Origin of the sequence: Desulfosarcina alkanivorans, assembly GCF_009688945.1 — a bacterium.
Classification (GTDB): domain Bacteria; phylum Desulfobacterota; class Desulfobacteria; order Desulfobacterales; family Desulfosarcinaceae; genus Desulfosarcina; species Desulfosarcina alkanivorans.
In genome coordinates, this window is record NZ_AP021874.1 from 6740652 (window position 1) to 6767473 (window position 26822).

Below are 26822 nucleotides of genomic sequence, written 5' to 3' on the forward strand. Positions count from 1 at the left end.
CATGGGGGGATGGCAACGATGGCATCACCTGGTCGCGCTCTTTCTGGCGGCGGTTGCCCTGGCCGCCTGCAGCGAGCCCAGCCGCCCCGATGCCCTTAGAATCGGCCTGGCCGAAGAACCGCGGACGCTCAACATCTGGCTGGCCAGTGACGCCAATTCCCGCAAGGTGCTTTCCCTGATCTACCAGCCCCTGTACACGAATGACCCGGAGACCCTGGACCTGGTTCCCTGGCTGGCCGATGGCATGCCGGTGTACGACCCGCAGGGCCTCTCCTATACGGTCACCCTGCGCAACGCCCGCTGGTCGGACGGCAGTCCCTTCACTTCGCGGGACGTGGCCTTTACCGGCGAGCTGATTCGATCGTTCAAGGTGCCCCGTTATGCCTCCAAGTGGCGGTTCATCCGGCGCATCGACACCCCCGATGCCCGAACGGTGGTTTTTTACCTGAAAAAGCCCACGGCGACCTTCCTCACGGGAACGCTGGCCACGCCCATTGTTCAGGCCAAGGAGTGGGCGGCGGCCGCCGAAACGGCGCAAACCACCGAAAAGCCGCTGGCCTCCCTGATCAACCACCGCATTCGCCAGCCCGTGGGGACCGGGCCCTTCACCCTGGAACAGTGGCGGCAGGGGGCCTTTTTGCATCTGAAGCGCAATCCCCATTTTTTCGGCACCGGCCTGACCATCAGCGGGCGTACCCTGGGGCCGTTTGTGGACAACCTCATCTACACCGTTTTCGGCACCTCGGACGTGGCCATCCTGGCCCTCAAAAAGGGCAGCATCGATATGTTCTGGTGGCCCATCCAGCCCGGCTACATGGCCGATCTGGACCGGCAGCGGGAGATCCGCCTTTTTACCAACGAAAAGAGCGCCCTGTACTTCATGGGCTTCAACCTGCGACGACCGCCGTTTGATGATGCGACACTGCGACGCGCGGTGGCCCACCTGATTGACAAGGATTTCATCGTTTCACGGATTCTTCAGGGGCATGGCACCAAAATGTTCTCCGTGGTGCCGGCCGAAAACCGGTTCTGGTACGCGACGGACCTGCCGCGTTACGGGGACGGCATGAGCCGGGAGAGCCGGGTTAAAATCGCTTACCGGCTGCTCGCCGAGGCCGGGTACACCTGGCGGGTGCCGCCGGTGGATGCCGCCGGCAGGCTCCAGGCGGCCAGTGAGATCCGGCTGCCCGGGGGGCAGCCCATGAAGCGGTTTACGATCCTGACCCCGCCGGCGGACTACGATCCGCACCGGGCCACCAGCGGGTTGATGATCCAGGAATGGCTGCGTGAACTGGGCATGCCCGCTTATGCCCGTCCCATGGCTTTTTCTTCCCTGCTGCAACAGGTCAAGGGCAATCATGATTTCGACGCCTTTATCCTGGGGTACGGCCGCCTGCGACTGGATCCGGGCTATGTGCGCAACCTGTTTCACTCGGCCAACGACAAGGCCAGGGGGTGGAACATGAGTGGATACCACAACCCCGCTTTCGATGATGTGGCCGACCGGTCGACTGCTGAAATGGACCCGGTCAAACGCCAGGCTCTGGTGGTGGAAATGCAAAAGCAGATCGCCGCGGACCTGCCCTACATTCCCATATACAAACCCTCCGTGGTGGAGGCGGTGCGCAGTGACCGCTTCGAGGGCTGGGTGGAGATGCTGGAAGGCATCGGCAACATCTGGTCCATGTGCCAGGTGACACCGGTGGACAACGATGGGACTTAAACGATTCATATTGAGGCGGCTGGTGGAGATCGCCGTGATCTTTTTTGTAATCATGACGGTGCTTTTCGTCCTGTTCCGCCTGGCCCCGGGAGATCCGGTCGACCGCATGGTGGATCCGTCCATGACGCCGGAGGATGCCCAGCTGCTCATGGAGAGCATGGGGCTGGATAAGTCCGTCTGGGCCCAGTACATTTATTACCTGAAAAACGTGGCCACCGGTAACATGGGGGTCTCCTTCCACTATGGTGAGCCGGTGATCCATATCCTGATGGACCGGCTGCCCAACACCATTTTGCTGTTTACCACCTCTATTATCCTGTCGGCCCTCCTGGGCGTGTTTCTGGGGAAAATTGCCGCCTGGAAGCGCGGGGAGCGCACCGATACGCTGATGACCATAGGCGCGCTTTTCTGCCACACCCTTTTTCTGCCGTGGCTGGCCTTGATCATGATCTGGCTTTTTTCCTACCGGGTGGGCTGGTTTCCCATCACCGGGATGGTTTCACCCCAGGTGTGGATCGACCCGGAGGCCGGTCTGGTCAGCAAGGCTGCGGATGTGCTTCATCACATGGCCCTGCCGCTGATGACGCTGGTCCTGATCCATTTCGGCAGCTACCTGCTGGTGATGCGCTCCAGCATGCTCGAAACCCTCAAGGACGATTACATCATCACCGCCAGAGCCAAGGGCCTTGACGAAAAGACCATCCGGGACCGCCACGCGGCGCCCAATGCGGCCCTGCCCGTGGTGACCAGCGTGGGACTGAGCCTGGCCTTTTCCATCAATGGCGGGGCCCTGACCGAAACGGTATTCACCTGGCCGGGTATCGGCAGGGAGCTGGTTTTTTCCGTCAGCCACGCCGACTATCCGCTGGCCCAGGCGGCCTTTCTGCTGATCGCCATCGTGGTGCTGGTGGCCAATTTGCTGGTGGACGTGCTTTACGCCTACCTGGACCCGAGGATACGGTATTGATATGAGCGATCCCTCCCGTCCGGCCCCTATCGGGGAAAAAACACCTGATATTCCCGTCGGCAAGCACCGGCCCCATTGGGTAGAGCGCTTCCTTGACGGTTGGGCCGTCTACCGTAAAAACATAATCGGCCGAATCGGACTGACCCTGCTGGGCGTTTTTGCCTTCATGGCATTGGCCAGCTTCATCCCGCCATTGGTGAGCCCCATGTACCACCCCATGATCGGGGTCGATCCGGATATCTCTTACAGCACCGGTCCGAGCCTGCGGCACTGGCTGGGTACCGATTTCATCGGGCGGGACATTTTCAGCCAGCTTCTGGCCGGTGCGCGCATCGCATTCATGGTGGGCATTTCGTCTGCCCTGATCAGCATCCTGTTCGGCACCACCATCGGCATGGTGGCCGGGTACGCGGGAGGGCGCACCGATCTGGTGCTCATGCGCCTGGCGGACATGATCATGGTCATGCCCACACTGCTGGTGGTGCTGATCCTGTCGGCCTTATTCGGTCAACTGAACATCTGGGTCATCGTGCTGATGATCGCCCTGTTCCGCTGGCCCGGTGTCGCCCGCGTGATCCGTTCCCAGACCCTCTCCCTTCGCCATCGGCCGTTTATCGATGCGGCGTGGGTGGCCGGAGCGTCGCATCTGCGCATCATTTTCGGGCACATCCTTCCCAACGTGATGCCCCTGGCGCTGCTGTACATGACGTTCAGGGTCACCTCGGCCATCATTATCGAGGCGGCCCTGGCTTTCCTGGGGTTCGGGGATCCGGGCACCGTCAGCTGGGGCATGATGCTTCAATGGGTGTGGAAGACGGGCCATATGTTCCAGGCGCCATACTGGCTGCTGCCTCCGGGCATCTGCATTTCACTGATTACCATGGCCTTTTACATGACCGGCAGGGCCATGGATGACGTGCTGGATCCGCGGCTGCGAAAAGAGGAGGCCGCCCCGTGACCAAGGCCCTGCTGGAAGTGGACAACCTGAGCGTCGGCTACCGCACCGCCAGCGGCATCCAGATGGCTGTGGATGACGTTTCTTTTCGCGTGGACCGGGGAGGGTCCCTGGGGCTGGTGGGCGAATCCGGATGCGGGAAAACCACCATCGGCATGGCACTCATGGGCCTGCTGGCGTCCAATGCAACCATTGTTTCGGGGCAGGTCCGCTTTGAGGGTGAAGACCTGACTGCCGTCAGCGACCAGCGAATGCGGCAGATCCGGTGGCGCCGCATCGCCATGATTTTCCAGGCCGCCATGAATGCCCTCAATCCGGTTCATCGGGTCCAGGACCAGATTGCCGAAGCCATCATCACGCACGAGCCGGAACTGTCCAGCCATGCCGTGGCCCACCGGGCACGGTCCCTGTTCGAACTGGTCAAGATTCCCGCAGACCGGCTCCAGGGGTATCCCCACCAGTTTTCCGGCGGCATGCGCCAGCGGGTGATCATCGCCATGGCCCTGGCCTGCAATCCTTCGCTGATCATTGCCGATGAGCCCACCACGGCCCTGGATGTCATTGTCCAGAATCAGATTTTAAACGCCATCGGTACGTTTCAAAAGGAGATGAACATCGGCATGATTTTCATTTCCCATGATCTGGCCGTGGTGGCGGATGTCTGCACCCATATCGGCGTCATGCATGCCGGCAGCCTGGTGGAATACGGCACCCGGCAGGAAGTGCTGGACTGTCCCGGACACCCCTACACTCGGATGCTGGTGGGATCGCTGCTCACCCTGTCGGATGAGCCGGCAGACCTGTCCGGCCTGGTTTGCCCCGCGGGCAGCAATGGACCCGTTGCGGCCGCCGGATGTCCCGTCCAGGCCATGTGCCCCAGTTCCACGGCTGCCTGCCAGCGTGGACAGGCCCAATGGGTTGAATTGTCGCCCACCCACCGGGTTCGCTGCCAGCAGGCCGGGGAGGAACTCTTCAGATGAACACCACCGGCCGCGCTGCGATCCTTTCAATGACCGATGTGACCAAGGTTTACCATGCCGGCAACAGCCTGTTGGGCAAGCCCGGAGGCCGCATCGTTGCCCTGGACCGGTTTTCACTGGACATCCGCGCCGGTGAGATTTTCGGGCTGGTCGGCGAAAGCGGCAGCGGCAAAACGACGGCCAGCCGGCTGATCGTCGGTCTGGAATCCCCCGACGAAGGCGCGATCCAGTTCGACGGACAGGATATTGTGGGCCTCAAAGGGCGCAAGCGGCGGGAACTCGCCAGGCAGGTTCAGGTGATCTTCCAGGATCCCTACCAGAGCCTCAACGCCCACCTCTCCATTTTCGACACCGTGTGCGAACCGCTGGCCATCCACGGCATCGGTGACCGGGGGAGCCGGCAGCTTCAGGTCTGCGAAGCCCTCGAAACGGCCGGGCTGACGCCGCCGGAAGCCTATCTGGGCCGCTACCCCCACCAGCTTTCAGGCGGTCAGCGCCAGCGGGTGGCCATCGCCCGGGCCATGGTGCTGAAGCCGGGGTTTCTGATTGCCGACGAGCCCACCTCGATGCTGGATGCCTCCATTTCATTTCAGATTTTTCGACTGCTGCACCGTCTGCGGGAGACGCTGGGCCTTACCATGCTGTTTATCACCCACAGCCTGGCAGCGGCCCGCAACCTGTGTGACCGTGTGGGGGTGATCTACCGGGGGCGGCTGGTGGAAGAGGGAACGGCCCGGGAAACCATCATGCACCCCCGGCATCCGTATACCCGGGCCCTTCTCGACGCCCATCCCCGCTTCGGCTGCAGCTCCCGCAGGGGGTACGACACCCTGCTGGAGGTCGAACGGCCCCGTCCGCAAACCGACCACTGCCCGTTTTATCCCCGCTGCCGTTCGGCGGTCGACAACACCTGCAATCGTCATGCACCGTCCCTGAAAAATCTGGAGGCCGGGCACCGGGTCTCCTGTTTTCTTTTCTGACGGGCATTGCCCGGACCGGCAGGCGGGTTTATTTTTCAATGGTGACCGCTTGAGCGAACGATCGCTTCGATTTCGACTGAACACGCAGCCGCCATGTTTCAAACCAAATTCCTGCACCCTGGAAAATGGTTTTATCGTGCAAGGGGCTCTGGCCGGTTCCGGCCAGTGCCCCGAAGGGGAACGCGCTCAGGCGTTACCAACATCTGCTTGGCAGCGGCGCTGATTCCAATACGGCGCCCGAAGAGGTTCAGGTCCGATGAAAGCCAACCCGTCGAATCATCGACATGAAAAAACCGCCGGCGATCGCGGTATCCGCGAGATCCTGCTGGCCGGCGTCTTCTGGCGGATCCTGGTTATCGAGATGATCCTGCTGGCCTGGTCCGTGGTCTACAAGATGGCCTCGGAGGGGGCCGGCGGCACAGAACTGCTGTGGTATGCCCTGCGTATCATTTTGCTGGTGGCCATCATCCTCGTGTTCATGATGATCTCCCTGCGCCGTTTTCTGGAAAAGAAGATCATCCGGCCCATGGAGGCCGTGGCCGAGGCCAATCGCCGGCTGGATGTCTCCCGCCCGGAGGTGGACCAGGTGCCCCTTGACGCGGATGCGGCCGTGGAAATCCGGGAAGTGGTTTCCACCCGGGCCAAAATGCTGGAAGCGATCCTGAACGTGTCCAACCAGCGGCTTCAGCTGGTCAATTTCATCAAGGACACATTCGGTCGTTACCTGAGTCGAAAAATCGTCGACGAGATCCTGCAGTCCCCTGAAGGGCGGCGGATCGGTGGTCGCCGGCAGACGGTGACCGTGCTCATGTCCGACCTGAGGGGCTTTTCCGACCTCTCCGATTCCCGGGACCCGGAGGAGATGGTACGCATTCTCAACCGTTACCTGGAGGCGATGACTCAGGTGATCGAGCGGTATGACGGCGTGATCGACGAATTTATCGGCGATGCCATTCTCGCCGTGTTCGGCATCCCTGAAGAAAAAAACGACGATCCGGCCCGGGCCGTGGCCTGTGCCCTTGCCATGCAGCAGACCCTGGCCGGCCTGAACCGGGAGTTCATCGCCGAGGGCCTGCCACCCATGGAAATGGGGGTCGGGATAAATACCGGCCCGGTGGTGGTGGGAAACCTGGGGTCCGAAGCCCGGACCAAATACGGCATTGTCGGAGCCGTGGTCAATGTCGCCTCGCGCATCGAATCCAATACCGTCGGCGGGCAGGTGCTGGTGGGTGAAGCCACCCATGCCCGGGTCAAGGCACTGGCCACGGCACTGCCACCGATGACGGTCATGATGAAAGGGTTGAAACGGCCCCTGGTCTGCTACCCGGTGACTGCCATCGGGCCGCCCTACGCAATTCGTTTCGCCCCGAAAACACCCGACCCGCTGGTGGAGATCCGGTTACCTTTTCAAATGTGGCAACTGGATGGCAAAAAAGTCGTTGCCGGGCCCACAGCGGGTGAAACCCAACGGCTCAACGCATCGACCGTTGTCGTCAGCGTTCCTGAATCCCTGGCGCCGTTGACAAATGTGAAGCTCTTATTTACGTTCTGCCAGGAGGCGCATTGCTTTTCAGACATTTACGCCAAGGTGGTTGAGGTGGACAATGATCTCCGCCCGCCTGTTTGCCGGTTGCATGTCACCTACATGGACCAGGCGGACCGGGCGCTGCTGGATCGGTGGATCCGGGCGGTCTGACTCATGACCCGACGGCCTTGGATGACATGCACCTGCAGGCGAAGGCCCAGCCGGTTGCGCCGAAGCGGTGGCGGCGCTTGACAACCCGCCTCCACGGCCGTTGCCGCAGATTCATCTCAATTCTTGAACCGTCACTCCTGACAAAGGTTTGAAGCGATGATGGATGCCCAAAACACTTTCCCGGGAAGCCCGAACGCCATACGGGGCGCGTCCCGTATGGCGGCAGGCGGAATAAATCGCGGTTGCCGCCGGTTCCTGATGATCCTCGCCTTTTCGGTCGTTTTTTTCCCGGCCTGGGCGGGCCACGCCCAGGAGCAGAAGGTGCACAATTCCCTGGGCATGGAATTCGTGTTGGTCCCCGCCGGTATGTTCCTTATGGGAAGCCCTCTGGATGAGGCCTATCGAAGCCCTTCGGAAGTCCAGCACCCGGTCACCATCTCGCGTCCATTCTACATGCAGACCACCGAGGTGACCGTCGACCAGTGGCGGGCGGTCATGGGGCGGCGTTTTCTGGCCCGCAAGAAAGGCTCCGGAGACATGCCGGTGGTCAAGGTGTCCTGGTACGACTGTAAAAAATTTATCCGTAAACTCAACCGGATGACCGGTGACCTCTATTTACTGCCCACCGAGGCCCAGTGGGAATATGCCGCGCGGGCGGGCAGCGAAACGCCCTATTTCTGGGGAAGCCAGATCGACTGCAGCCGGGCCATGTTTGCCAACAATCCCATGAAGTATGATGCCTGTGTCGGGGTCCACCAGGCTTCGGGAAGGCCGAAACCCGTGAAAAGCTACCCCCCCAATGCCTGGGGGTTGTATGACATGCACGGCAATGTCTGGGAGTGGTGCGAGGACCGCTTTGGCCGCTACGGCGCCGTTTCGATGGTCGATCCATGCGAGACCGAGTCGGGCAAAGACCGGGTCCGCCGCGGCGGCAGCTGGTTTGGCCCCGGATATTCCTGCCGGAGCGCCAATCGTGCCTATGGCCACCCCATGAGCCGGCTGCAGAATACCGGATTCAGACTGGTCATGGCATTGCCCGACCGTTAAAATGACACCCCTTTGCCCCATTAAACCGACGACATTTCCATGGCCGGCGATTCGACCCGCGACCGTCGCCGCCGTTTTCAACCGACCCGGACAGCGTCCTGCCACCTGAAAAGGAAGATCGGCATTGGCAATCCATAAAAAGATAGGCCGCTGGTTCAATGTCCATGAGGAGGAAATCGGTCTGTTCATGTGGACGGTTGCCCTGCTGTTTCTGGTCCGCAGTTCCGGGATATTCCTGAACAACTATGCCGAAACGGCCTTTCTGAAACGCTATGGCGTCGAATACATGCCCATCGTCAACATGATCAACGCGGTGGTGACATTCTTCGTCATGGGGGTCATGACCGGGTTCATGACCCGGTTGCCCGGTGCCCGGCTGTTGTCGCGCCTTTTCATTTTCTGTGGCCTTTCCGTGGCCTGCATCCGGGCCATTATCCCTTTCGGCATCGACCTGATCTATCCGGCCCTGTTCATGCTCAAGTCCCAGTACGAGGTGCTGCTGGCGCTTTTATTCTGGAACCTGGCCAACGACCTGTTCAATACCCGGCAGTCCAAGCGGCTGTTCCCCTTGATCACTGCCGGCGGCGTCATCGGACAGATCCTGGGCAGTTTCGCCACCCCCCTGGTGGCCAGATGGCTGCACTTGGACAACCTCCTGCTCGTCTACATGGTTACCGCCCTGGCCGGTTCCTGGGCCGTGCATGCAATGGGAAACCGGTACCCCACACTGCTGTTTCAGCAGAAAAAGGAGGGGCCTAAAAAGAAGCGGGCCACCATGATCGAGGAGTTCAAGGCGGTGCTCCCCATGATCAGATCCTCGGTGCTGGTGAAGATTTTGGTGGTGCTCACCTTCATGCCCAATGTGGTGATTCCCATCATGAACTACCAGTTCAACTTCGCCGTCAACGAACAGTTTGCCACCGAATCCGGGCTCATCGAATTTTTCAGCTATTTCAGAGGGGTGCTCAATATTGTCAGTCTGGTTATTCTGCTCTTCGTGGGAAAGCTCTATGATCGCTTCGGACTTCCCGTGGCCCTGATGTTCCACCCGTTCAACTACATGCTGGTGTTCATCACCTTCCTTTTCCGGTTCGACGCCGTGGCAGCCATGTATGCCCGCATGTCCGCCAACATCATCCGCACCACCATCAACATTCCGGCCACCGCGGTGGTGACGGGGCTGTTCCCGGAATCCTACCGGGCCATGATCCGGCCTTTTCTCCGGGGCACCGTCGTCCGTATTGGTCTGTTCCTCGGGTCGGGGCTCATTCTGCTCTCCGACACCCTTTTTCATCCGCGCTACCTCTCGTTGGTGGCCATGCCTTTTGTGCTCGCCTGGCTGGTCACGCCTTTTGTTCTCAAGCGCCGCTACGCCGCCATCCTGTTGGATCTGGTCGCGGATGACAGGATCGATTTCCGCTCCCTCGACGCCGGTGAACTGGGTCAGGTCTTTCGGGACAAACAGATTCAAACCAGCCTCATCCGGCGGTTCCAGCGGGAATCGGGTGAAAACCGACTGTGGTACGGCCGATTGCTGAAATCGGTTTCCGTTCCGGATCTCGACGCTCATCTGCTGGCGGCGCTGGGGGACGAGCCGGATATGCAAACCCGTATCGGACTCATCGAAATGCTTTCGGACCAGGCCGGCACTGCTGCTGCCGATGTCTTCAGTGCACTGATCGAAACAAGGATGCCCGAACTGGCCGTGGCCATGATCGATGCCGGCCACCGGATATCGCCGCAGACCTTTGCGCCGTTTCATCAGCAGATTTTTGAATCGGCGCTTCCCCTGGAGGTCAAGGCCCGAGCCGTAGGATCCTTATACACCGTGGACCCGGACCGGTTTGCCCCGATCATCCAGGGGTGGCTGGCATCCGAAGACACCGACAGCCTCCGTGCCGGCGTCATCGCTGCGGGGGTTTGCCGGGACAGGCGTTTTGCGGAGCGTCTGAAGTCCCTCCTGTCGACATCCGATCACGATGCCACGCTGCTCCTGGTTCTGGAAAGTCTCCACTCCCTTAACGTGACAGGACTCAATCCTCTGGTGGTGCTTCGTTTGTGGGACCCGGACCCGCGCATGCGGCGTGCCGTGATCGACGTATACCAGATAGAGGATGAGACCTCCCTGAAAAACGTGATCCCCCTGCTGGGAGACGACTCCAAGGAGATTGCCGGGCTGGCCCGCGAGAAGATCAGGACCGCCGGCTACCAGAACAGCCTGCGGTTGGTGAAATCCCTTTCACTTCCCCGGAAAAAATTGAGAGAGGCCCTGTTTGATCTGCTGTCGGACATGTCCATCAAGGACCTGGATGTTTTCCGTTTTGTCCAGCTTCAGGCACGGACCTGCTACCAGCTGATGGTTCAGGCTCGCGGGATCCGGCAGCTTTCCGACGGGGACCTGCGGAACCTCCTGGCCATCCATCTGGACGAGCGGGTCTGGTTTACGCTGCAGACGACGCTGCGGGTATTGGCCGCCCAGGATGCTTCGGGGCGGATGCGAATGATCGCCAGGAGCCTGTCCTCTTCGGACAAACGCCAGCGTGCCAACAGCCTGGAAGCGATGGATGACATCCTGGATAAAAGCCTGGCCCGTTTGCTGACGCCGCTATTGGACGATATGGACGTCTCGGAGCGTATTGCCGCGGGACGACGGCTTTTCCCCAAAGAATTTCATGAACCGGAGAAATGGGACCTTTTTGACGGACTGCTGGTCAGTCGAAACTGGGTTACCCTCGTGTTGACCCTTACCCTGGTAAGACAACTGGCGGTCGTGCCGGACGATTGCAGCCGTATTCAGGCGCTCGTCGAGCACGACAATCCGCATGTATCCCAAGCGGCGATCGAACTTCTTGAACATAACGGGTTTCCCACCCGGGCAGGAGACAACCATGGAAAGCGCAGCCTCGATTCCCTTGACCGATAGAATTTTGCATCTGAAAAATATCGAGATCTTTGCCGATCTGTCCGTCAACGAGCTGGCAGCCGTGGCATCGGTCACCCAGGAAGCATTTTTTGACGCAGGGGACGTCGTTTTTCGCGAAGGCGATCACGGTGACACCCTGTTTCTGATCCTGGACGGTGATGTGGCGGTTATCAAGGATTGCAATGTGGACAAGGCCATCGAGCTGGACAGCATCGGGGCCGGTGACTACTTTGGAGAGATGGCTCTGTTCGGTGATGATCGGCGCTCGGCAACGATCCAGGTTAAAAACGAGGCCCGGTTTCTTACCCTGCACAAACTGGAGCTTCAGGAGATAGTCCGCGAATATCCCCAGATCGCGCTGCATGTTTGCCGGGTCCTCAGCATGAGAATTAGACGTCTGCACGGAAAAATTTCGGACCACAGCTGCTGAGAACGATCCGGAGTCCTGTCTCCCTTTCATGCGGCCCGATCCGGACGCTGCCGGAAGCGGGCGATGGCCGCCACACTGGATTTACGGCCTGCAAATGCCCCTGCTTGAGACGATTACCGCACGATGCTGCCGGATGGCAGCATGCAGGAACAGGCCTGTATGATTTTCCGATCTGCCGATGCCGCTTCCGTTTCTGATGGCGGCAACCCTGCCGGCAGACAGGCTGCCGATTGACTTTGCCGGCCCATGTTGCTACACCCGTGGCCTAAGTGACAGGATGGTTGATTGAATATGAAGCCTAAAAAGAAGCGAAAACACCTTTTCAGACACCCGAGTATCGTTATTTCTCCTTGTGATTTCGGCCATGGGATTTTTGCCACCCGGTCCCTTCAGGCGGACACCACCCTCGAAGAGTGCCCTTTCCTGAGGATCAACGCGGACGAATGCACCGATGCCCTGGATGACTATGTCTTCAACCTGGAGACCGCCGAAGAAAATGGTGGCTCGGAGGTCTACTCCCTGGTGCTCGGGTGGGGAAGCCTGTTCAACCATTCCTACGACCACAATACCGAGTACTGGCACGATACGGACCGTGACCTGATCGTGTTTCACACCATCAAGGCGGTCCCTGCCGGCACCCAGCTGTTTGTCAATTACGGAAAAGAGTGGTGGGCTTCGAGGGAATTGACCCCCGGGTAGATCGGTACTTGCAGGCATGACGGGATTCTCGGGATCCAGGCCCGTGGCCCCCATTCCTTTGCGAGCCCCCGGGTGGCGAATCAAAACCATAGGAAACTGCGAATGAGCGAAGATCAAACGATGGTCGTGGAGATGGATGGGCATATCGCCTGGCTGAACTTGTGCCGGCCCGAACGGCGCAATGCCATGGGCATGGTTTTTTTCAAGGAACTGACTGAGAATTTCCGGCGGTTTGACGACGACCCCAATGTGCGGGTGGTGGTGATCCGGGCCCGCGGCAAAAGTTTTACGGCAGGCCTGGACCTCATGGAGGCCGGGGCCATGCTGGGCGGCAAAGGGGCCGACGACCGCGACATACTGAGAAATAAGATCCTGGAACTCCAGGAGAGCAACAATGCCGTCGAGCGTTGCAGAAAGCCGGTCATCGCGGCGGTTCACGGCCACTGCATCGGCGGCGGGGTTGATCTTTTATCCGCCTGTGACATCCGCATGGCCTCAACAGACGCTATGTTCAGTATCCGTGAAACGCGAATCGCCATCATTGCCGATCTGGGAACCCTGCAGCGGCTGCCCCACATCATCGGCCAGGGGTGGTTCCGGGAACTGGCCCTGACCGGGCGTGATTTTACAGCCGCCGAAGCACTCCGGATGGGTTTCGTAACGCGGGTCTGTGAGGATCGGGATGCACTGTTCGATGCTGCCGGCGACCTGGCCAGGGAGATCGCCGGCCTTGCCCCGCTTACCGTTCAGGGCGTCAAGGATGTGATCAACCACAGCCGGGACAACGGTGTCTACCCGGGGTTGGCCTACGTGGCGCAGAAAAATGCCGCCGCCCTGGCTTCCGAGGATCTGGTGGAGGCCGTCACCGCCTTCATGGAAAAGCGTGATCCGGTGTTCCACGGCAGATAGCCTATCTATTTTACTGCATCATCCGAACGGGAGACCCTTTGGCAGGGGGCTCTCCGCACTTTTTCAAGACTTTTATATCTCAGTTGACCGCCTTTTTTTCTGTTCCCCGAAATCAGGACGCTGGAGCATGTTATTCTCTGGTCAAACTGCGGAACTGCATTTTCTCATGCGGCCGGGTGGGCCTGCCGGATTAGCAGAGGGTCCCCACACCCTTGTGGACGACCTGGCCATGGTGAAACAGACGCGCCTCGTTGCCGTTCCCCGCATTTTCAATCGGGCGCACGACGGGCTGAATGCAAAAAATAACGAGGAGGGCGGGTTGGTCAAAAAATTGTTCGACATGGGTGTCGATGCCGGGATCGAGCGGCGGAAATTGAGAAGGCAGGAATGGACCAGCCTCGTCAATACGATATAACTGAAAATTGCCGATGCTGTTGTGTTCAGGGAGATTGGTGACAAATTTGGCGGCCGCCTCATGTATTCGTTGCGTTCCAGCGCGGCGCTGAGTCCCCACATCGCAGAATTCTTCGAAGATGTCGGCACGCCGGTGGACGAATCGTGGGGGATGTCCGAAGTGTCACCTGACGGCGCCATCAACAGCCCGCAGCACACCCGTCCGGCCCATCGACAAGGTGCTCAAGGTCTGCGAGCCGATGGTTGAAGCGGCATATCGGAAGCATTCACCTGTTCAAGGCAAGCTCGTCGGCTCTATTTGATTGTTAAAGAGATTCTCGGTACGGCGCGTCCTGCCTAAATACACCCCGCATGAGTTCCTAAAAAAACGAGAAGCTGTCTGCACTCCGAGAGCCCCATTATTCCAACCGTTCTTTGCTGGATTCGTCATTACAACATCGCACCACAAAACTTGCAGTGGCGGGCATCGGGATCGTGACCTTCAGCGCTGCACTCCGGACAAGCCTGGGTGGAAACTTTACGGCCGAAAGTCCGCGACATTTCCACGGTCACAATACCAGTCGGCACAGCGATGATGGCATAGCCGAGAAGCATCACCATCGACGCCAGCGTCTGGCCAAGTACGGTTTGAGGCGAAATATCGCCGTATCCGACCGTAGTCAGGGTCACGATTGCCCAGTAGATGCTGCGTGGAATGCTGGTGAAGCCGTTGGCTCCGCCCTCAATGACATACATCAGCGAGCCGAAGATGACCACCAGAGTTATTACCGTGTAGATAAAAACGGTAATCTTGTGGCTGCTCGCCCGTAGCGCCTTTATAAGGAGCCGTGCCTCCCCGAGATAGGGAACCAGTTTCAGGATACGGAAGATGCGCAGGATGCGCAGAATTCGGATGACCAGCAAGTACTGGCTTCCCGGCAGGAATAGGCTAACGTAGGTCGGGATAATCGCCAGCAAATCGACTACTCCATAAAAACTGATGGCGTATTTGAGCGGCCGTCCGACACACATAAGTCGCAAAAGGTATTCGACAGTGAAGATGATCGTAAATAGCCACTCGATCCCATAGAGCAAGCTGCCGTAATGTGACTGAACAGCACCGATACTGTCAAGCATCACCGCTATAACACTCACCAAAATGCTGACGATGAGCAATACGTCGAATACTTTCCCCAACGGGGTGTCGGCCTCGAAAATCACCTCATGCAAAACCGTTCGCCAGTGGGCCCTCGGAGGTGCCACCTCGCGGCGAGCATCCTTCAGCCATTTCATGGTTCTACTCCTGTCGGTGTTGAACGGAATCAGGGGATCCGCCTAACTTAAAAAAATCTTGCATTTCTAACGCAGACGTCAGCGGTTTTCAGGGCCTAGCGCAGCGAAGCGCTGCAAATCCGCTGGGATGACAGGTTATATGGTTTTTTCAGCATTCTTTGTTTAGGCTATCTAATTGGTATTGTTGATAAAGGTGGTCCCTGCAAAACTGAAAATTTGGATATTTATTCTTGCCGTTTTGCTAAGGGCCCCAATCGAATTCAACGATTCGAGCAAACTCGCGGTCTGTTCCAATATTTACGCGGTGATAAAGGATACTTTCAGGCCCAACGCGCCCGCCCATATCATAGGTAAAAGCTGCAACCGCCCGATGCCTGAGCCAGTAGCCGGTATGGACCGGGCCGACCGCATCGTAACAGGAGTGAAAGTGAATGAACTCTTCCTGCGGCGCTGGTCTAGTCTCCCACCAGGCGGCGGGAATGTCCTTGTCGAAAATCGGGAGCATGCGTTCATCCTCTGGCTTCGGAAGCGGTATCTCCCTCGGCAGGATGGTTTGAATGGCCTCGCCTTCATAAAGTTTGGCACCATCGGGTAAATCTTTGGTGTAGAACTGGCGCTCATTGAGGCAAATGAAATCCATACGGCTGAAATCGCTCGCATCTGCCGGTTTAAAGTAGTACCCGACAAACGGTCCAATATGGAGTTGGCGCCCATCTGCGACAATGCGGAGTGATGCAAAATAACCACGGGGAATTGTTGCCGGTGCCTGGCTCTGCTCACCGCTGCAGGCGGCGAGTAAAACGAGACATGCGACCAGGCCGTATTTAATGGGTCGATTCATTTTTCTGCCACAAACGGCCAATCATGACGACCCCGCCGGCGAACACCACAACCAAAAAGCCAAGTCCGGTGGCCGCACTGTTGAACAATCCATCCAGCGTCAATTGGCCTATATTGGTTGGTAAATAGAGCACCGGAATTAGGGCCTCATGAAAAGTGGCAAAAACGGCGGTGCCGGCAAAACCGCCCAGCAAGGCGAAAATAGCATCCCCCCGGCCTTCCCCGGCGGCCGCCCAGCAGGTTCCCGGACAGTATCCGGTCATTCCCCAGCCGACCCCGAAGAGAATAGCAGCCAGGCCGGTAGCCACGATACTGGTGGGCAGCGGCAGGAAGCGGCCGACGCCGGCCAGCTTAAGGCCGAAGACCCCGATCGCGGCAAATATCACAGTCAGCAGCATAAACTGGGGGATTTGCGGTTCGATCATTAAATGGGCTTTCGCCATTTTATCTGAGTTCGTCGCCCCGACCCTTTGAATGACAAAGCCGAAGGCGATTCCAGCCATGAGTCCCAGCAAGACTTTTTCCATGGGTTTACCTCCCTTTTTGCCTTCCATAGATGAGGCGGCTCGTCAGCATGGCCGCGCCGAAAATCAAGGCGCCGAAATAGAGCCCGCTCACGGCCAGCTGCGCCGATCCGGATATAAACAGACCGAGCGTACATCCACCCGCCAGCCGTGAAGAGAAAAGGATCAGGAAACCGCCTGTAAAGGTGACGACATAGCGTCGCAGGCGGCCCGGCCCGAATTTAGCCTCCCAGATTTCGGGCACGTCACGGACCGGCTGGGGAAACGTCCGGCCCGCGATGAAGCCGCCGATAGCCATGCCAAGCACAAACGCTAGCAGCCACGACCCGGGTCCGGGGATCGACTGGTAATGCGCCTTGGACGCGGCATAGTCGGGCGCCACGGCCTGCAGCAATCCTTTCAGGGCACTCACGAAACCGCTCGATGACGCCGGGGGGCCGAAGGTGGCAAAAATGAATACAATGATGCCGGCCAGCGCGATTGCCGCCGGATAAATATTCCAATAAGCGGATGTGTTATTATTTTTCATGGCTGTCATCCTCCACAGGAAACGTATCCGCCGGCGCTTTTGGAACCGGCTTCCGATTTCTTCTGATTCGCCACTGAGGCTCCCTTGGAGACGATTTGCGCACTCGCCCCGGGCAATCCGCCCACCAGTTGGTGGGCTTGTATCTCAACCGGAAAGAAGAGGCCGTTGTTGCCCCACTCGAACCAGGATGAATCATAAAGGGATACGTTTTCAAAACCCATCAGGCGCAGGATGAAATACGAAAACGACCCCCGGCGCCCGGAGTGACAATAGGTGATTACGCTGTGGTTAGGATCCAACCCGGCATACAGCGCCTGCAGGTCGGTGTAGGTCTTGACCGCCTTGCTTTTCCCATCGACCCAATTTTGTTTGTAGTCGATGTTGTAGGCCTTGGGTACATGGCCCGTTTTCAGGGGTTTGCCGTCCAGGCCCTCGTTGAGTTTAACGCCGAGGTATTCATCCGCTGAACGGACATCCAGGATCTGGTAAAAAGGATCTCCCAGTCGGGCCTGGATAAACGCGCCATCCGCCCAGCGATCCATGCGCAACTCCTGTACGGGCGCCTGGTAGAGTACCGGTTCGGCCGGGCGCGGCCCGGCATCGGTTTTAAAGCCGGCTTCAACCCAAGCTTCGATTCCACGCTCCAGAACCACCTTGCTGTCATGCCCCAATACATCCAGAATCCAGAAAAGATAGGACGAGGTGGCTCCGCCATCGCGGTCTACGGTATCATAAAGAACCACGGTGTCGCCTCGCGTGATACCGGCCTGGCCTAATATCGCCTGCGCCCGATCAACCCCGACAAAGACTCCGCCGATGCCTCGCGCCGTGGCCGGCTCCTGAAATTGTTTCCATTCCAGATGGATCGCACCGGGAATGAAGACATCCTTGAGGTATTTCTTTTCCCGAACGTCAACGATGACCAGTTTGGGGTCGTTAATTCGGCTGTTCAGCCACTGGGCATCAGCCAGGAAGCTTTCATTGGGATAGCCCTTGGTTGTGACGCCCTGAGCTGAAACCAGAGCCCAAAACACGCCCAAGACCAACAGCACGGCAATGATGCTGAATCGTATTGAATGCTTTTGTTTCATGATCCCGGTACCTCCCTTTAACGATCAATAATTTCAAGCAGGTGTGTAAATCATAGGCCTAAATGGTGTCCAGACCGCGATCCCGACGCGATTAAAAGTATTTCGGCCATGAACGAACAGCTTTCCCCATAGCGATTTCGGTTCAGGCTGGCTGTTGTTCGATCCCTTAGAAAAATATGTTCGGAATTCGGGTGTCTGAATTCGCCCCATGGCATCGACGTTTTCAATGCAGGAATCTGTCTCTCAAATGTACCGTATCGCATATTGGAATCAATACCCCCTACCTGGATCTTAGAGAGCAATAATTGATACGTCAATCTAATCAGGACGACCACCACAACATCTTATGGCCCGCCGATATACAAAATAACGACGTTTTCAACTCAACAATTCTTGTATTGATGCTTGAATCCAAAAGAACTCAACAATTCTTGCTATGTTCATAATCGATAAGGGACTTCCAAGCCATATAACGCAGAGTTCAGCGGCGGGCAGGGTTTGCCGAAGCGTCGCATTGCCGATGCGCCCCGCCCGTCCGCTGTAACGCCGGGTTTTATTTTGATAGCTGATTATTCGCTGCCACCAAACCTTTCTGCTATAAACCGAGCCCTTATCTTTTTTATCAGTCCTTCTTTTTCCATTTCCTCCAACGCGGCTGTAATTTCAGGCATCAGATGTCTGTTTTTCTTATGTCGGTAATGATAAAGCGGATAGCTTTCTATGGGAGGTTCCAGCGGTCTGATTCCGGGTATTTTCAACTGCTGCATCACTTCCAGTCCGTTTACCCGTGTTATGACAATAATGTCAACTCTTCTCGCACCCAGAATTTTGAAAAGGCTCTCATTGCTGTTGACAGTAGTGGGATTCATTCCTGCGGTACCCCTGTCTGAGAAATTGATACCTCTCCGCACCCCGACTTTGTAAGGTTAGAGACGGTCCCATCCTTTAATCGCAAATTCCGTCTGCTTCGTGAAAACCATCCCTTCCTGTACGTTTACAGGTACGGGAACCATAAGCAGATTCGGACATTTCTCGGTTACGCCTGCTATCCGGTATAACTCACCGTCAGTCTCACCCGTGTTCGAGTAAACGAGCGATCTTAACCCCGGAAATGATCCGAAAACGGTTTCGATGCCGATTCGCCGATAGGTTTCCGCAACAGCTTTCCCGCTTATAAGTGCGTTGTTGGCCCCTTCGATTGTTGAAAATGTCAGTTTCTCTGCGGCTTGCAATGGAACAGCTATCAGAACGAGACACACTGCAAGCAGGATAATTTTCTTCGTTTTCACGATTCTATCGGACCAAAAATCGGCAGGAGCGCCCCTTCGGCATCGGCGGCAACAGCCTCCAGGCCTTGCTGCACTGGCGCGAGCACCTTAAATTGATGCGTCATCGGAAAAATATCGTACCGGTGGAGAGCCGCTGCGTTTTTTGCAGGCTGAACGTCCAGCGGATCAAGCGATTCGACAGCGGCTGATACTCGGCTTGCCGCATTGCGGGAATAGAGGACTTGCATTATCATGATTTGCGGCATACGTTTTGTTCGCGTATCGTCCTACAGGGTGGTGACCTGAAAGATGCCAAGGAGATGATCGGTCACAGTGACCTGTCGATGACCGACCGCTATACGCACCTGACCCTGAATCGTAAAAAAAAGCTGAGCCGCCGACTGTCGGATTATTATAAAGACGATGGTAAACCGCTGGACGCAAACTCGGGTCCAGTGAGAAGTTGATGGCCGAACGGATTGGGTGTCATAAGTGAGCCGGCGACACAAAATGGCGAGTGAGGTACAGATTTGGCACACAAAGCCAAAAAACGCCCCAAAACGAAAAAAAGCGGTTTTCCCGTTTTGGGTAAGCCGCTTATTTCATAAAGTTAAATCTGGTCGGGGCGAGAGGATTTGAACCTCCGACCCCTTGAACCCCATTCAAAAATAGTCAGTTTTCACCCGCTTTCACCCACCCCCCTATTGTAGTAAAACACATTGACATAACAGCAAAAATTTACTATAATACACTTCATCAGGTTTCATCCAAATACCCCATAATAAGGGCCTATATTGTACCCAAATTTGTACCCAAAAAAAGTGAAAGGATTCAATGAATCATGGCACTTACAGAATTAGCGGTTAAAAAATTGGGTAAAAAAAGCAGGCGATACGAGGTTTTAGACGGCGGTGGGCTTTACGTCCGGGTGGCTCCATCCGGGTTAAAAACGTGGGTTTTCCGGTATCAATTCGACGGCAGACCACGGCGAATGACTATCGGGAAGTGGCCGGGCGTTGGCGTTGCATCGGCGCGGGAAAAGTACAGCCAAGCCCTTCAGGATGTCCAGAACGGTATTGATCCGGGCCGGAAGGCGCAAGAGGCCAAAGCAGCATTAAAAGCCGCTCCAACCTTTTCAGATTTGCTTGATGAGCACTGGGAAATCGAACTCAAGCACAAAAAATCGGGGTTACAAACAAAAAAGCTAATTGAAAAAAACGCCATGCCAACGTGGGGCAACTGGAAGGTGGCCGACATAAAACGGCGGCACATCGTTATTCTGTTGGATAAAATTGCACAACGCGCACCGATAACCCGGAACCGTGTCCATGGCGCACTGTCGAGGCTGTTTAATTTCGCTGCGGAGCGTGGCGTGATAGACGATTCACCCTGTACCCGGATAAAGAAGCTGCCGGAAAAGGGCAGGGACCGTGTTTTGACTGATGATGAAATCCGCTTGCTGTGGACGGCGCTTGACCTTGAAAACAAAGATTTTGACATCTACAAACCCACCAAACTTGCAATAAAGCTGATACTGCTTACCGGACAAAGGCCGGGGGAAGTTTGCGGCATGAGGTGGTCTGAGATCGTCGATGACGTATGGATTATTCCCCCTGAGAGGCGTAAAACCGCCGATGAAAATAAAATCCCGATACTGCCAATGGCTAAAGAGGTTCTTAACCAAGCAGGGATCTTTTCCGCTGATTCTGAATACGTTTTCCAATCTTCCTACAAACCGGAAAAATCTATGACCCGCCATGCACTTACAAGAGCGATTGCCCGGCACTGGTCAGAAATGGAAATTGATGAAAAATTCACCCCTCATGACTTGCGGCGGACCCTTCGAACCCGGCTGGCTGAATTGAAGGTTGATGACATCGTTGGTGAAAAAATATTGGGCCATCGGCTTCAGGGAGTGTTGGGCACTTACAACCGTCACGAGTATATGGATGAAAAGCGCGGAGGGCTTTTAAAATGGGAGGCGAAAATATCCGCGATTGTCGGTGATGGACAGAAAAATAATGTTATTCAGTTTGCCAGAAAGGGTGTGTGATGGAATCAAAGGGCCGTGAAGGAAAATCAATCGTTTCGAACAATGCATACGAATATGCAAACCTGCCAACCCGTGAAGATGCATTCAAGGATGGTGAGGTTAAGAGTGCAATTGAAAATATAATGTACTTTTCGATGTTAAACGAAGAGGACAGCCTACAAAGGGATTTTATCTACAATTATGACAAGTATCAATTGTCGATCCTTATTGATGAGATGGCGGATATTGCAACAAAATGGGCAACCGCGTTTGCTAAAAAAAAGAAACCCGGCCCAAAGAAAGCCAACCTGCCACAAGATTCTATGCCTCTTGTTAAGGAGGCAAAAAAACAAATTGCTCTACTATATGGAATAATAAAGCGAGATGTTGGACTTTCGACGGGTCGACGAACTAAGTACAGAAGCGATGAAACTCGTATTCAAGATTCTATAACAGCGGTTTTGGGTTATTTTGATAAGAATGAATCGTCGTTCCCCCATATTGATAGAGATTTATTGGAGGATAGAAGCTTATACATATGGGGGCAACCGAAACGGGATTTCGGTTCAAGGCTTTTGGCAAAAATTATAGAGAGGCGGAAGTGGGCTACGAAGGTTGCCGCAATTAAATTTTGGGGGAATAGTGCTAAGTAGAATTTAATCAGGAAAAAACTACTGAAGGCTCCACCTTTTTTTTAACTGGTGGGGCCTTTTTTATTGGGAAAACGACAAATATTACTCGTGTTGTTACTACACTTTTGAAGTGTGATTAAATCGCCTCAAAGAAACTGAAAGACGGTTAAATTTTGGAGAAGGAGCGTGGAATGAAAGTAATTCGATGGCCGGAACTAAAAGAAAAGTTGGGTGGCGTTTCATCTGTTAGTGTTTGGAGGTGGACCCGTGATGGTCTTTTCCCCAAGAGTCTAAAAATCGGGCCGAACACTGCCGGATGGATCGAATCGGAAGTTGATGATTTTTTGGCTCAGCGGGCGGCAGAACGATGATGGGCTGCAAGGTATGCGGTAGAGAACCGGCAAAGTCATACCGCGACGCAGTGCCACCGGTGGCAGTTTTCACTTGTTCGCAGTGTCTTCAGGACGCTGCCGATGTTGGCGCTGCCACCAAAAAAGTGCGTGAGCGTCTTTTCACCCAAGCCGCATTTATCCACGAGGTATGGGACCAAGATAATGCCAGAGCAAAATATTTGATGGATCTTGCCCGGCAAAAAATGGACCGGCGGCTTTGCATCAGGATACGGGACCAGGTTTCAGATTTGAAACTCCGCCAGAGATGGCTTGCTGCTCGATACGACGGAACGACATTGCCCCGGACAACGCAGGCAGTGAAACAGCTCTTTGAAAGAGAGTTCAACCGGTCGTATCCGAATGGGGTCAGTGACATTGACCCCGACCACAACCAAACGCACGAATATCAAGCCTTCCCCGATTCAAAAACACGGGTTCTGGGTAGTTCGACGAAAGAGGCTCTTTTGACCTGAAATAACGATTTTGCCCGGCGCTGTGTTTCCCCGTTTTCCACAGTGAAAAATCCCAGATGGGGTCTGGGTCGGGCAACCCCAAAAAAGCGGGATGCGGTTAATCTGATCCATGAGGGGGATCATAAGCGGGGATAAATGAAAGAGTATCGTTTTGCAGAGGGCTACAAGCCGCGCCTGCCCAACGGAGAATATGAAGCGCAATGCATCAGGTACGACAATAAATTTGTATTGGGGAAAACGAAAAAATTATTCCTCCACTTCAAAATTATTGAGCAGGGAGAACACAACGGCAAGGTGATATTTATGGCATTCAACATGCGGTATGACGACAAGATCAAGCAGGGATCGAAGTATTTCAAGACTTGGTGCATGGTCAACCATTGGAACCTGCCCAGCCGCAATGCCAAACTGTCACCCCGATTGTTTTCGAACAAAATATACAAGGTCAAAACCAGAACAGTGAAACCCGAACACAACAAGAAGCAGATGCCGGAGCCGTTTTGGTACTCGGTAGTTGATGAAATTGTGGAGGTGGTGGCCGGATGATTCTGCACCACAACCTTAACCACAACCACAACCAGAACCAATACCCATACCAATACCAACTTGGGCTTGGGAGAAAACCAACAGCGGCGTGCGTCTACGGCCAAAAAGATGTCAGGAAAACGCATTCAAGCTTGGGGGTCCCTTCACAGTTGATACCCCCACTTCACACACACAGTCAAACTACTTCAACTGCCCGGGCCGGTCTTCGGACCGGTTCCGGGGAAGGGCTTTTCCATTGACAGTGAACTCTCCATCGAATCGTGCTGATGTTGGTGAAACTTACAAAACTGTAAGGAGGCGGTAAAAAGTGGCTTGGACCAGAGACGACAACCCCGAAGTTGAGGTTAACGGTGATTTCAGCAAGGCCCTACGTTTATTCCGTAAGCGTGTTGACCGTGCAAATATTTATTCACTCCTTGGACGCCGGCGGGTCGGAGTGAGCAAAAGCGGGGTCAGACGATTGAAGGAAAAAAAGGCGTTGAAACGCCGGATGCGCGTTGAAGAGAGAAGATTCAGACATTAACCCAAATTAAGGAAAAGCGGCATGGTGTATTACGATCGAGTAAAAACTGAAGAGGAAATTGCTCGTGCTGTAGAGACGACCACGAGGAATTTAGACCACCTGCTTAGGAGTCGGGACAACATCGAACGCCAAGAGGACATGGTTCTGGCAGAACGGGGGCGACTGGTAGAGAACCGGGCCAAGGTCGGGACGCTGACAGAGGAAGAAATCATTATTGGCCGAATCTGCGGGACGCTTGAGGATCTTCCCGAGGAAACCTTGCCGAGTCTTCGGAAACTTGACAGCGATATAGCCGACTGCGACCGGGCCCTTGCCTACCTCCAAAAACAGAAACAGCCAATCTTGGAGGAAATCCCCAAGGCTGCCGCCGAGAAAGAAAACTGGCAGGGTGATTTAGAATATGTAGTGGCCCGAAGACAATTTATAAAGCGTGTGGCTTGCGGGACAGTAACCACTGAAGCCCGAAACAGGTTTAAAGCGGCAGCCGGGGCCGTGGGAAAAGAACACGCCGCCTATGAAATCCTGTCAGAGATAGCATGAGGCCCCCGGAGCTATACAGGCAACGACGGCAAGTGTTTGTCGAGGCGCTTAAAAATAACGCGCTGAACATAGATATTATCAAACGGACGCTGGTTGCCGCAGTCAGGGCCGGGAAATGGGCAGAACGTGATTTTGACAAATTATTTGAACAGATATTCGTTGTTTATGAGGATTTGAAACATGAGTAAATCAAACGACACTCCCCTTGACGGAAACGGCAAGATTGACCTGTCCAAGGCGCTACGGATGCGGCTTGAGAACAATCTGTCATATTCGGAAATAGGCAAGCAATTCGGGACCAGCAAACAGGCCGCATGGCAGGCGTTAAAGCCGTTTATAAAGATGCTGGGCGACCCTAAAGAGGTAGGGGCATATCGGGGCAACCGTGCGGGAATATTCGACGCTGCAACGCTGAAATTCCTCACACACGCTCTTGACCCGGCCAAACTAAAACAGGGGGGCGCGGCTGGTCTGGTTCGGGCCGCGTCCGAATTATATAAAATGCAGCGCCTTGAGACGGACCAGAGCACGGAGAACGTAGCCAATCATAACATCCAAGCGATGTCCGATGAAACCCGCGCCAGACTGGATGCCGTGCTTGCGGATGATTCCGAGACGGCAGCACCGGCACCAAGCCTTGATAGCCCGGTTCATTCCCACTTGATCGGACAGGGTGAGGACGGGATTGAAGATGAATCCTGATTCAGCAAAAGTAGCTATATTGTATCCGCAACGTCCGATAAGGAACAATAGGTTAAATACCAACAGATGCAAAGTGTTAGTATTATTAAGGATATAGATTTGACATAATATTACTGTATTATCAGCGGATATCATCAATATCAAGGGGGATGGTTGATGGATGCACAAGGTAAAACAGCACGTAATGAGGGCGGGCTCAGGGGTGGAGGACTAAAAGGAACCCCATATGCCGACCAGCCTCAGACCGGATCAAAAAGGAACTCTTGGATGGGGTTTTAGTCGATATATGTATCACTCACACCCCGACCAAGTTCAACTAAAATTTTAGAAAATTTTGAAAAAATACTTAGGGGTAAAACCCGCAACCACAAGGAGAAAAAAAATGGACGACAGATTGAAAGACCTCGAACACTTGGCAGCGAAAAACCGGCATGGTGACGATTTGGGCAGGGCCCACGAGGGCGACCCTGAAGCCATTTCAAACATTACCCGGTTTCACCACCCACGGATATTCGAAGACGAAAACTTGTTCGAAGACGTGCGTTACGGGGTGGAGCAACGATTGCAGCAGGGCAAGCCGAATATCCTTTCTACATACGAAGAGGCAATTTTGGAAGTTTACGAGGAAAATAATATTCCCCTGCCGCGACCAAGCGCCGAGGATGTTGAAAATTTTAACGAGCAGGCTCGGTTTCAAAAAGGCGTTCAGGAACTAATGGAAGAACGGCAAAAGGGGCTTGAGTAGAGAGGAAAACAGCGATGGTTGATTACAGTGCATATAACGTAGATCCGTTGAAATATCAGCGGGAGGCAAGAATTAATCTTCAAAACGCGGTTGCCCTCCGCGACCGAAGAAACAGGGTTGAGCAGGATAATGCTTTACGATGGGATGAACATGCTGCACGGCAGGCGCAGAATCAGATTGCCAACTCCCAGCGCCAGCAGCGCATTGACAATGAGTCCACCCGGATTGAACAGGCCGATGCGCTTAGAAAGATCCAGCAATATTCTGCTTTGTTCAAGACCGCTTCTGGTGCCAGAAGCCAGAAAGAGGCGGACAATATTATAGCCGCTGGTCAAAAGGCGTGGGGGCTTGAGGTTGTGCCACAGGTAACCATTAAGGGGGGCAAGATTGAATCGGTGATTGAATTGGGTGACGGCAGGACGCTTAATTTCAGCGGAACCAAAGAACAGTTTTCTGGTTATTTTGACGCCGTGAACGCCAATCCGACTATTTTGAGCGACCAGAATAAAGCGTCGGAGCTTGCTGCAAGAACCGGGTTGAGCGTGTCTATCGGGAAGTCTGCACAAGGCGGGTACAAGGTTGGGGCGACACGGGAAATCAAGAAGGGTGACTCAGTTGTCACTCAAGAATATGACGGGAAGAACTGGAACGAGATTGCTTCCGGGCCACGATTTAAAGCGACTGGTACGAAGCCAGAGATGACCGAAAAGGAAGCGCGGAAGGGGCTGCTTGATATCGCCAAATATCGTGAGAAACTGGCATCAACCGGGGGGATGGGGGACATTCTTTTTACCATGATGGCAAAGGACAACCCGGAACTCGCTGAATCCCTGAAGGGCAAGGATAAGACCGAAATCAACAAGGCGCTGGATGACCATCAAGCCTATCTTGAAAAGTATGCGTATCCAGATGGGAAACCGGGGGCTGCAAAGCGGTACATCTTTGAAAACGGCAGGTTGGTGCCAAAGTAATTTCTTTGGTTCAGGGCTT

Annotated in this window: 31 protein-coding genes; 22 read left to right on the forward strand and 9 right to left on the reverse strand. The window is 55.2% G+C overall.

The window, feature by feature from the left end; genetic code table 11:
- The first annotated feature begins 1 nt into the window (after window position 1).
- The 11 genes from DSCA_RS29260 (at window position 2) to DSCA_RS29310 (ending at window position 13309) form a co-directional block, all read left to right on the forward strand.
- Window positions 2-1723, forward strand: a complete 1722-nt coding sequence (locus tag DSCA_RS29260; protein WP_155319809.1) for an ABC transporter substrate-binding protein — start codon at window positions 2-4, stop codon at window positions 1721-1723.
- Window positions 1713-2690 carry an ABC transporter permease gene (locus DSCA_RS29265; RefSeq protein WP_155319810.1) on the forward strand — a complete coding sequence of 326 codons (978 nt, stop codon included), beginning with the start codon at window positions 1713-1715 and terminating at the stop codon, window positions 2688-2690. Before DSCA_RS29260 ends, DSCA_RS29265 begins: the two co-directional genes overlap by 11 nt.
- A gap of 1 nt (window position 2691) precedes the next feature.
- Complete coding sequence (locus DSCA_RS29270; RefSeq protein ID WP_155319811.1) at window positions 2692-3648, forward strand: ABC transporter permease; 957 nt, start codon at window positions 2692-2694, stop codon at window positions 3646-3648.
- A complete protein-coding gene (locus tag DSCA_RS29275; protein WP_197904690.1) occupies window positions 3645-4625 on the forward strand; it encodes an ABC transporter ATP-binding protein in 981 nt (326 codons plus the stop codon). The genes DSCA_RS29270 and DSCA_RS29275 overlap by 4 nt, the downstream gene beginning before the upstream one ends.
- The gene (locus tag DSCA_RS29280; RefSeq protein ID WP_155319812.1) at window positions 4622-5605 is read left to right on the forward strand and encodes an ABC transporter ATP-binding protein; all 984 of its coding nucleotides are present in this window, start codon (window positions 4622-4624) and stop codon (window positions 5603-5605) included. The genes DSCA_RS29275 and DSCA_RS29280 overlap by 4 nt, the downstream gene beginning before the upstream one ends.
- A 256-nt stretch (window positions 5606-5861) precedes the next feature.
- Window positions 5862-7301 (forward strand): adenylate/guanylate cyclase domain-containing protein, encoded by a 1440-nt coding sequence (locus DSCA_RS29285; RefSeq protein WP_155319813.1) that lies wholly within the window; start codon window positions 5862-5864, stop codon window positions 7299-7301.
- Between the two features lie 258 nt (window positions 7302-7559).
- Window positions 7560-8348: a formylglycine-generating enzyme family protein gene (locus tag DSCA_RS29290; protein WP_167528005.1), complete on the forward strand. Its 789-nt coding sequence runs from the start codon at window positions 7560-7562 to the stop codon at window positions 8346-8348.
- 124 nt (window positions 8349-8472) lie between these two features.
- Complete coding sequence (locus DSCA_RS29295; RefSeq protein WP_155319815.1) at window positions 8473-11271, forward strand: Npt1/Npt2 family nucleotide transporter; 2799 nt, start codon at window positions 8473-8475, stop codon at window positions 11269-11271.
- Window positions 11237-11701: a cyclic nucleotide-binding domain-containing protein gene (locus DSCA_RS29300; protein WP_167528006.1), complete on the forward strand. Its 465-nt coding sequence runs from the start codon at window positions 11237-11239 to the stop codon at window positions 11699-11701. The genes DSCA_RS29295 and DSCA_RS29300 overlap by 35 nt, the downstream gene beginning before the upstream one ends.
- 291 nt (window positions 11702-11992) lie before the next feature.
- Window positions 11993-12400, forward strand: a complete 408-nt coding sequence (locus DSCA_RS29305) for an SET domain-containing protein-lysine N-methyltransferase (protein ID WP_155319817.1) — start codon at window positions 11993-11995, stop codon at window positions 12398-12400.
- Between the two features lie 102 nt (window positions 12401-12502).
- Window positions 12503-13309, forward strand: a complete 807-nt coding sequence (locus tag DSCA_RS29310; protein WP_155319818.1) for a crotonase/enoyl-CoA hydratase family protein — start codon at window positions 12503-12505, stop codon at window positions 13307-13309.
- 190 nt (window positions 13310-13499) lie between these two features.
- Here DSCA_RS29310 and DSCA_RS29315 read toward each other — a convergent pair whose 3' ends face one another.
- The 9 genes from DSCA_RS29315 to DSCA_RS29355 form a co-directional block, all read right to left on the reverse strand.
- Window positions 13500-13823 carry a hypothetical protein gene (locus DSCA_RS29315; RefSeq protein ID WP_155319819.1) on the reverse strand — a complete coding sequence of 108 codons (324 nt, stop codon included), beginning with the start codon at window positions 13821-13823 and terminating at the stop codon, window positions 13500-13502.
- 329 nt (window positions 13824-14152) lie between these two features.
- On the reverse strand, window positions 14153-14995 hold the full coding sequence (locus tag DSCA_RS29320) for an ion transporter (RefSeq protein WP_174784004.1): 843 nt from the start codon (window positions 14993-14995) through the stop codon (window positions 14153-14155).
- Between the two features lie 241 nt (window positions 14996-15236).
- Complete coding sequence (locus tag DSCA_RS29325) at window positions 15237-15836, reverse strand: hypothetical protein (RefSeq protein WP_197904691.1); 600 nt, start codon at window positions 15834-15836, stop codon at window positions 15237-15239.
- Entirely contained in the window at window positions 15820-16362 is a 543-nt protein-coding gene (locus tag DSCA_RS29330) for a YeeE/YedE thiosulfate transporter family protein (RefSeq protein ID WP_155319820.1), read from the reverse strand. Before DSCA_RS29330 ends, DSCA_RS29325 begins: the two co-directional genes overlap by 17 nt.
- A 4-nt stretch (window positions 16363-16366) precedes the next feature.
- The gene (locus DSCA_RS29335; protein WP_155319821.1) at window positions 16367-16888 is read right to left on the reverse strand and encodes a YeeE/YedE thiosulfate transporter family protein; all 522 of its coding nucleotides are present in this window, start codon (window positions 16886-16888) and stop codon (window positions 16367-16369) included.
- A gap of 5 nt (window positions 16889-16893) precedes the next feature.
- Window positions 16894-17979: a sulfurtransferase gene (locus DSCA_RS29340; RefSeq protein ID WP_155319822.1), complete on the reverse strand. Its 1086-nt coding sequence runs from the start codon at window positions 17977-17979 to the stop codon at window positions 16894-16896.
- A gap of 569 nt (window positions 17980-18548) precedes the next feature.
- Window positions 18549-18848, reverse strand: coding sequence for a type 2 periplasmic-binding domain-containing protein (locus tag DSCA_RS29345; protein ID WP_231716314.1), 300 nt, complete (start codon window positions 18846-18848; stop codon window positions 18549-18551).
- A gap of 57 nt (window positions 18849-18905) precedes the next feature.
- Window positions 18906-19268: a hypothetical protein gene (locus DSCA_RS29350; protein WP_155319824.1), complete on the reverse strand. Its 363-nt coding sequence runs from the start codon at window positions 19266-19268 to the stop codon at window positions 18906-18908.
- The gene (locus DSCA_RS29355; protein WP_155319825.1) at window positions 19265-19513 is read right to left on the reverse strand and encodes a hypothetical protein; all 249 of its coding nucleotides are present in this window, start codon (window positions 19511-19513) and stop codon (window positions 19265-19267) included. Before DSCA_RS29355 ends, DSCA_RS29350 begins: the two co-directional genes overlap by 4 nt.
- Between DSCA_RS29355 and DSCA_RS33405 the strand changes: the two genes are divergently transcribed.
- The 11 genes from DSCA_RS33405 (at window position 19505) to DSCA_RS29410 (ending at window position 26803) form a co-directional block, all read left to right on the forward strand.
- Entirely contained in the window at window positions 19505-19714 is a 210-nt protein-coding gene (locus DSCA_RS33405) for a tyrosine-type recombinase/integrase (protein ID WP_407924264.1), read from the forward strand. The two genes, DSCA_RS29355 and DSCA_RS33405, sit on opposite strands and share 9 nt — an antisense overlap.
- Window positions 19715-20088: 374 nt before the next feature.
- Window positions 20089-21300, forward strand: coding sequence for a tyrosine-type recombinase/integrase (locus tag DSCA_RS29365; protein ID WP_155319826.1), 1212 nt, complete (start codon window positions 20089-20091; stop codon window positions 21298-21300).
- Complete coding sequence (locus DSCA_RS29370; protein ID WP_155319827.1) at window positions 21300-21932, forward strand: hypothetical protein; 633 nt, start codon at window positions 21300-21302, stop codon at window positions 21930-21932. Before DSCA_RS29365 ends, DSCA_RS29370 begins: the two co-directional genes overlap by 1 nt.
- A 170-nt stretch (window positions 21933-22102) precedes the next feature.
- Window positions 22103-22282, forward strand: coding sequence for a helix-turn-helix transcriptional regulator (locus DSCA_RS29375; protein WP_155319828.1), 180 nt, complete (start codon window positions 22103-22105; stop codon window positions 22280-22282).
- Window positions 22279-22776: a hypothetical protein gene (locus tag DSCA_RS29380; RefSeq protein WP_155319829.1), complete on the forward strand. Its 498-nt coding sequence runs from the start codon at window positions 22279-22281 to the stop codon at window positions 22774-22776. The genes DSCA_RS29375 and DSCA_RS29380 overlap by 4 nt, the downstream gene beginning before the upstream one ends.
- Before the next feature lie 135 nt (window positions 22777-22911).
- Window positions 22912-23322 carry a hypothetical protein gene (locus DSCA_RS29385; RefSeq protein ID WP_155319830.1) on the forward strand — a complete coding sequence of 137 codons (411 nt, stop codon included), beginning with the start codon at window positions 22912-22914 and terminating at the stop codon, window positions 23320-23322.
- Between the two features lie 307 nt (window positions 23323-23629).
- Window positions 23630-23845 carry a 30S ribosomal protein S21 gene (rpsU, locus tag DSCA_RS33410; protein WP_155319831.1) on the forward strand — a complete coding sequence of 72 codons (216 nt, stop codon included), beginning with the start codon at window positions 23630-23632 and terminating at the stop codon, window positions 23843-23845.
- 21 nt (window positions 23846-23866) lie between these two features.
- Window positions 23867-24385, forward strand: coding sequence for a hypothetical protein (locus DSCA_RS29395; protein WP_155319832.1), 519 nt, complete (start codon window positions 23867-23869; stop codon window positions 24383-24385).
- 180 nt (window positions 24386-24565) lie between these two features.
- The gene (locus DSCA_RS29400) at window positions 24566-25087 is read left to right on the forward strand and encodes a hypothetical protein (RefSeq protein WP_155319833.1); all 522 of its coding nucleotides are present in this window, start codon (window positions 24566-24568) and stop codon (window positions 25085-25087) included.
- 382 nt (window positions 25088-25469) lie between these two features.
- Window positions 25470-25832, forward strand: coding sequence for a hypothetical protein (locus tag DSCA_RS29405; RefSeq protein ID WP_155319834.1), 363 nt, complete (start codon window positions 25470-25472; stop codon window positions 25830-25832).
- Window positions 25833-25846: 14 nt separating this feature from the next.
- Window positions 25847-26803 carry a hypothetical protein gene (locus DSCA_RS29410; protein WP_155319835.1) on the forward strand — a complete coding sequence of 319 codons (957 nt, stop codon included), beginning with the start codon at window positions 25847-25849 and terminating at the stop codon, window positions 26801-26803.
- Window positions 26804-26822 lie beyond the last annotated feature (19 nt).

Bases quoted from the DNA above. Each gene is read 5' to 3' on its own strand.
- DSCA_RS29260 (WP_155319809.1), top strand. From the start codon at position 2: ATGGGGGGATGGCAACGATGGCATCACCTGGTCGCGCTCTTTCTGGCG.
- DSCA_RS29265 (WP_155319810.1), top strand. From the start codon at position 1,713: ATGGGACTTAAACGATTCATATTGAGGCGGCTGGTGGAGATCGCCGTG.
- DSCA_RS29270 (WP_155319811.1), top strand. From the start codon at position 2,692: ATGAGCGATCCCTCCCGTCCGGCCCCTATCGGGGAAAAAACACCTGAT.
- DSCA_RS29280 (WP_155319812.1), top strand. From the start codon at position 4,622: ATGAACACCACCGGCCGCGCTGCGATCCTTTCAATGACCGATGTGACC.
- DSCA_RS29285 (WP_155319813.1), top strand. From the start codon at position 5,862: ATGAAAGCCAACCCGTCGAATCATCGACATGAAAAAACCGCCGGCGAT.
- DSCA_RS29290 (WP_167528005.1), top strand. From the start codon at position 7,560: ATGATCCTCGCCTTTTCGGTCGTTTTTTTCCCGGCCTGGGCGGGCCAC.
- DSCA_RS29300 (WP_167528006.1), top strand. From the start codon at position 11,237: ATGGAAAGCGCAGCCTCGATTCCCTTGACCGATAGAATTTTGCATCTG.
- DSCA_RS29305 (WP_155319817.1), top strand. From the start codon at position 11,993: ATGAAGCCTAAAAAGAAGCGAAAACACCTTTTCAGACACCCGAGTATC.
- DSCA_RS29310 (WP_155319818.1), top strand. From the start codon at position 12,503: ATGAGCGAAGATCAAACGATGGTCGTGGAGATGGATGGGCATATCGCC.
- DSCA_RS29320 (WP_174784004.1), bottom strand. From the start codon at position 14,995: ATGAAATGGCTGAAGGATGCTCGCCGCGAGGTGGCACCTCCGAGGGCC.
- DSCA_RS29325 (WP_197904691.1), bottom strand. From the start codon at position 15,836: ATGAATCGACCCATTAAATACGGCCTGGTCGCATGTCTCGTTTTACTC.
- DSCA_RS29330 (WP_155319820.1), bottom strand. From the start codon at position 16,362: ATGGAAAAAGTCTTGCTGGGACTCATGGCTGGAATCGCCTTCGGCTTT.
- DSCA_RS29335 (WP_155319821.1), bottom strand. From the start codon at position 16,888: ATGAAAAATAATAACACATCCGCTTATTGGAATATTTATCCGGCGGCA.
- DSCA_RS29340 (WP_155319822.1), bottom strand. From the start codon at position 17,979: ATGAAACAAAAGCATTCAATACGATTCAGCATCATTGCCGTGCTGTTG.
- DSCA_RS29345 (WP_231716314.1), bottom strand. From the start codon at position 18,848: ATGAATCCCACTACTGTCAACAGCAATGAGAGCCTTTTCAAAATTCTG.
- DSCA_RS29355 (WP_155319825.1), bottom strand. From the start codon at position 19,513: ATGCCGCAAATCATGATAATGCAAGTCCTCTATTCCCGCAATGCGGCA.
- DSCA_RS29365 (WP_155319826.1), top strand. From the start codon at position 20,089: ATGGCACTTACAGAATTAGCGGTTAAAAAATTGGGTAAAAAAAGCAGG.
- DSCA_RS29370 (WP_155319827.1), top strand. From the start codon at position 21,300: ATGGAATCAAAGGGCCGTGAAGGAAAATCAATCGTTTCGAACAATGCA.
- DSCA_RS29375 (WP_155319828.1), top strand. From the start codon at position 22,103: ATGAAAGTAATTCGATGGCCGGAACTAAAAGAAAAGTTGGGTGGCGTT.
- DSCA_RS29380 (WP_155319829.1), top strand. From the start codon at position 22,279: ATGATGGGCTGCAAGGTATGCGGTAGAGAACCGGCAAAGTCATACCGC.
- DSCA_RS29385 (WP_155319830.1), top strand. From the start codon at position 22,912: ATGAAAGAGTATCGTTTTGCAGAGGGCTACAAGCCGCGCCTGCCCAAC.
- DSCA_RS29395 (WP_155319832.1), top strand. From the start codon at position 23,867: ATGGTGTATTACGATCGAGTAAAAACTGAAGAGGAAATTGCTCGTGCT.
- DSCA_RS29400 (WP_155319833.1), top strand. From the start codon at position 24,566: ATGAGTAAATCAAACGACACTCCCCTTGACGGAAACGGCAAGATTGAC.
- DSCA_RS29405 (WP_155319834.1), top strand. From the start codon at position 25,470: ATGGACGACAGATTGAAAGACCTCGAACACTTGGCAGCGAAAAACCGG.
- DSCA_RS29410 (WP_155319835.1), top strand. From the start codon at position 25,847: ATGGTTGATTACAGTGCATATAACGTAGATCCGTTGAAATATCAGCGG.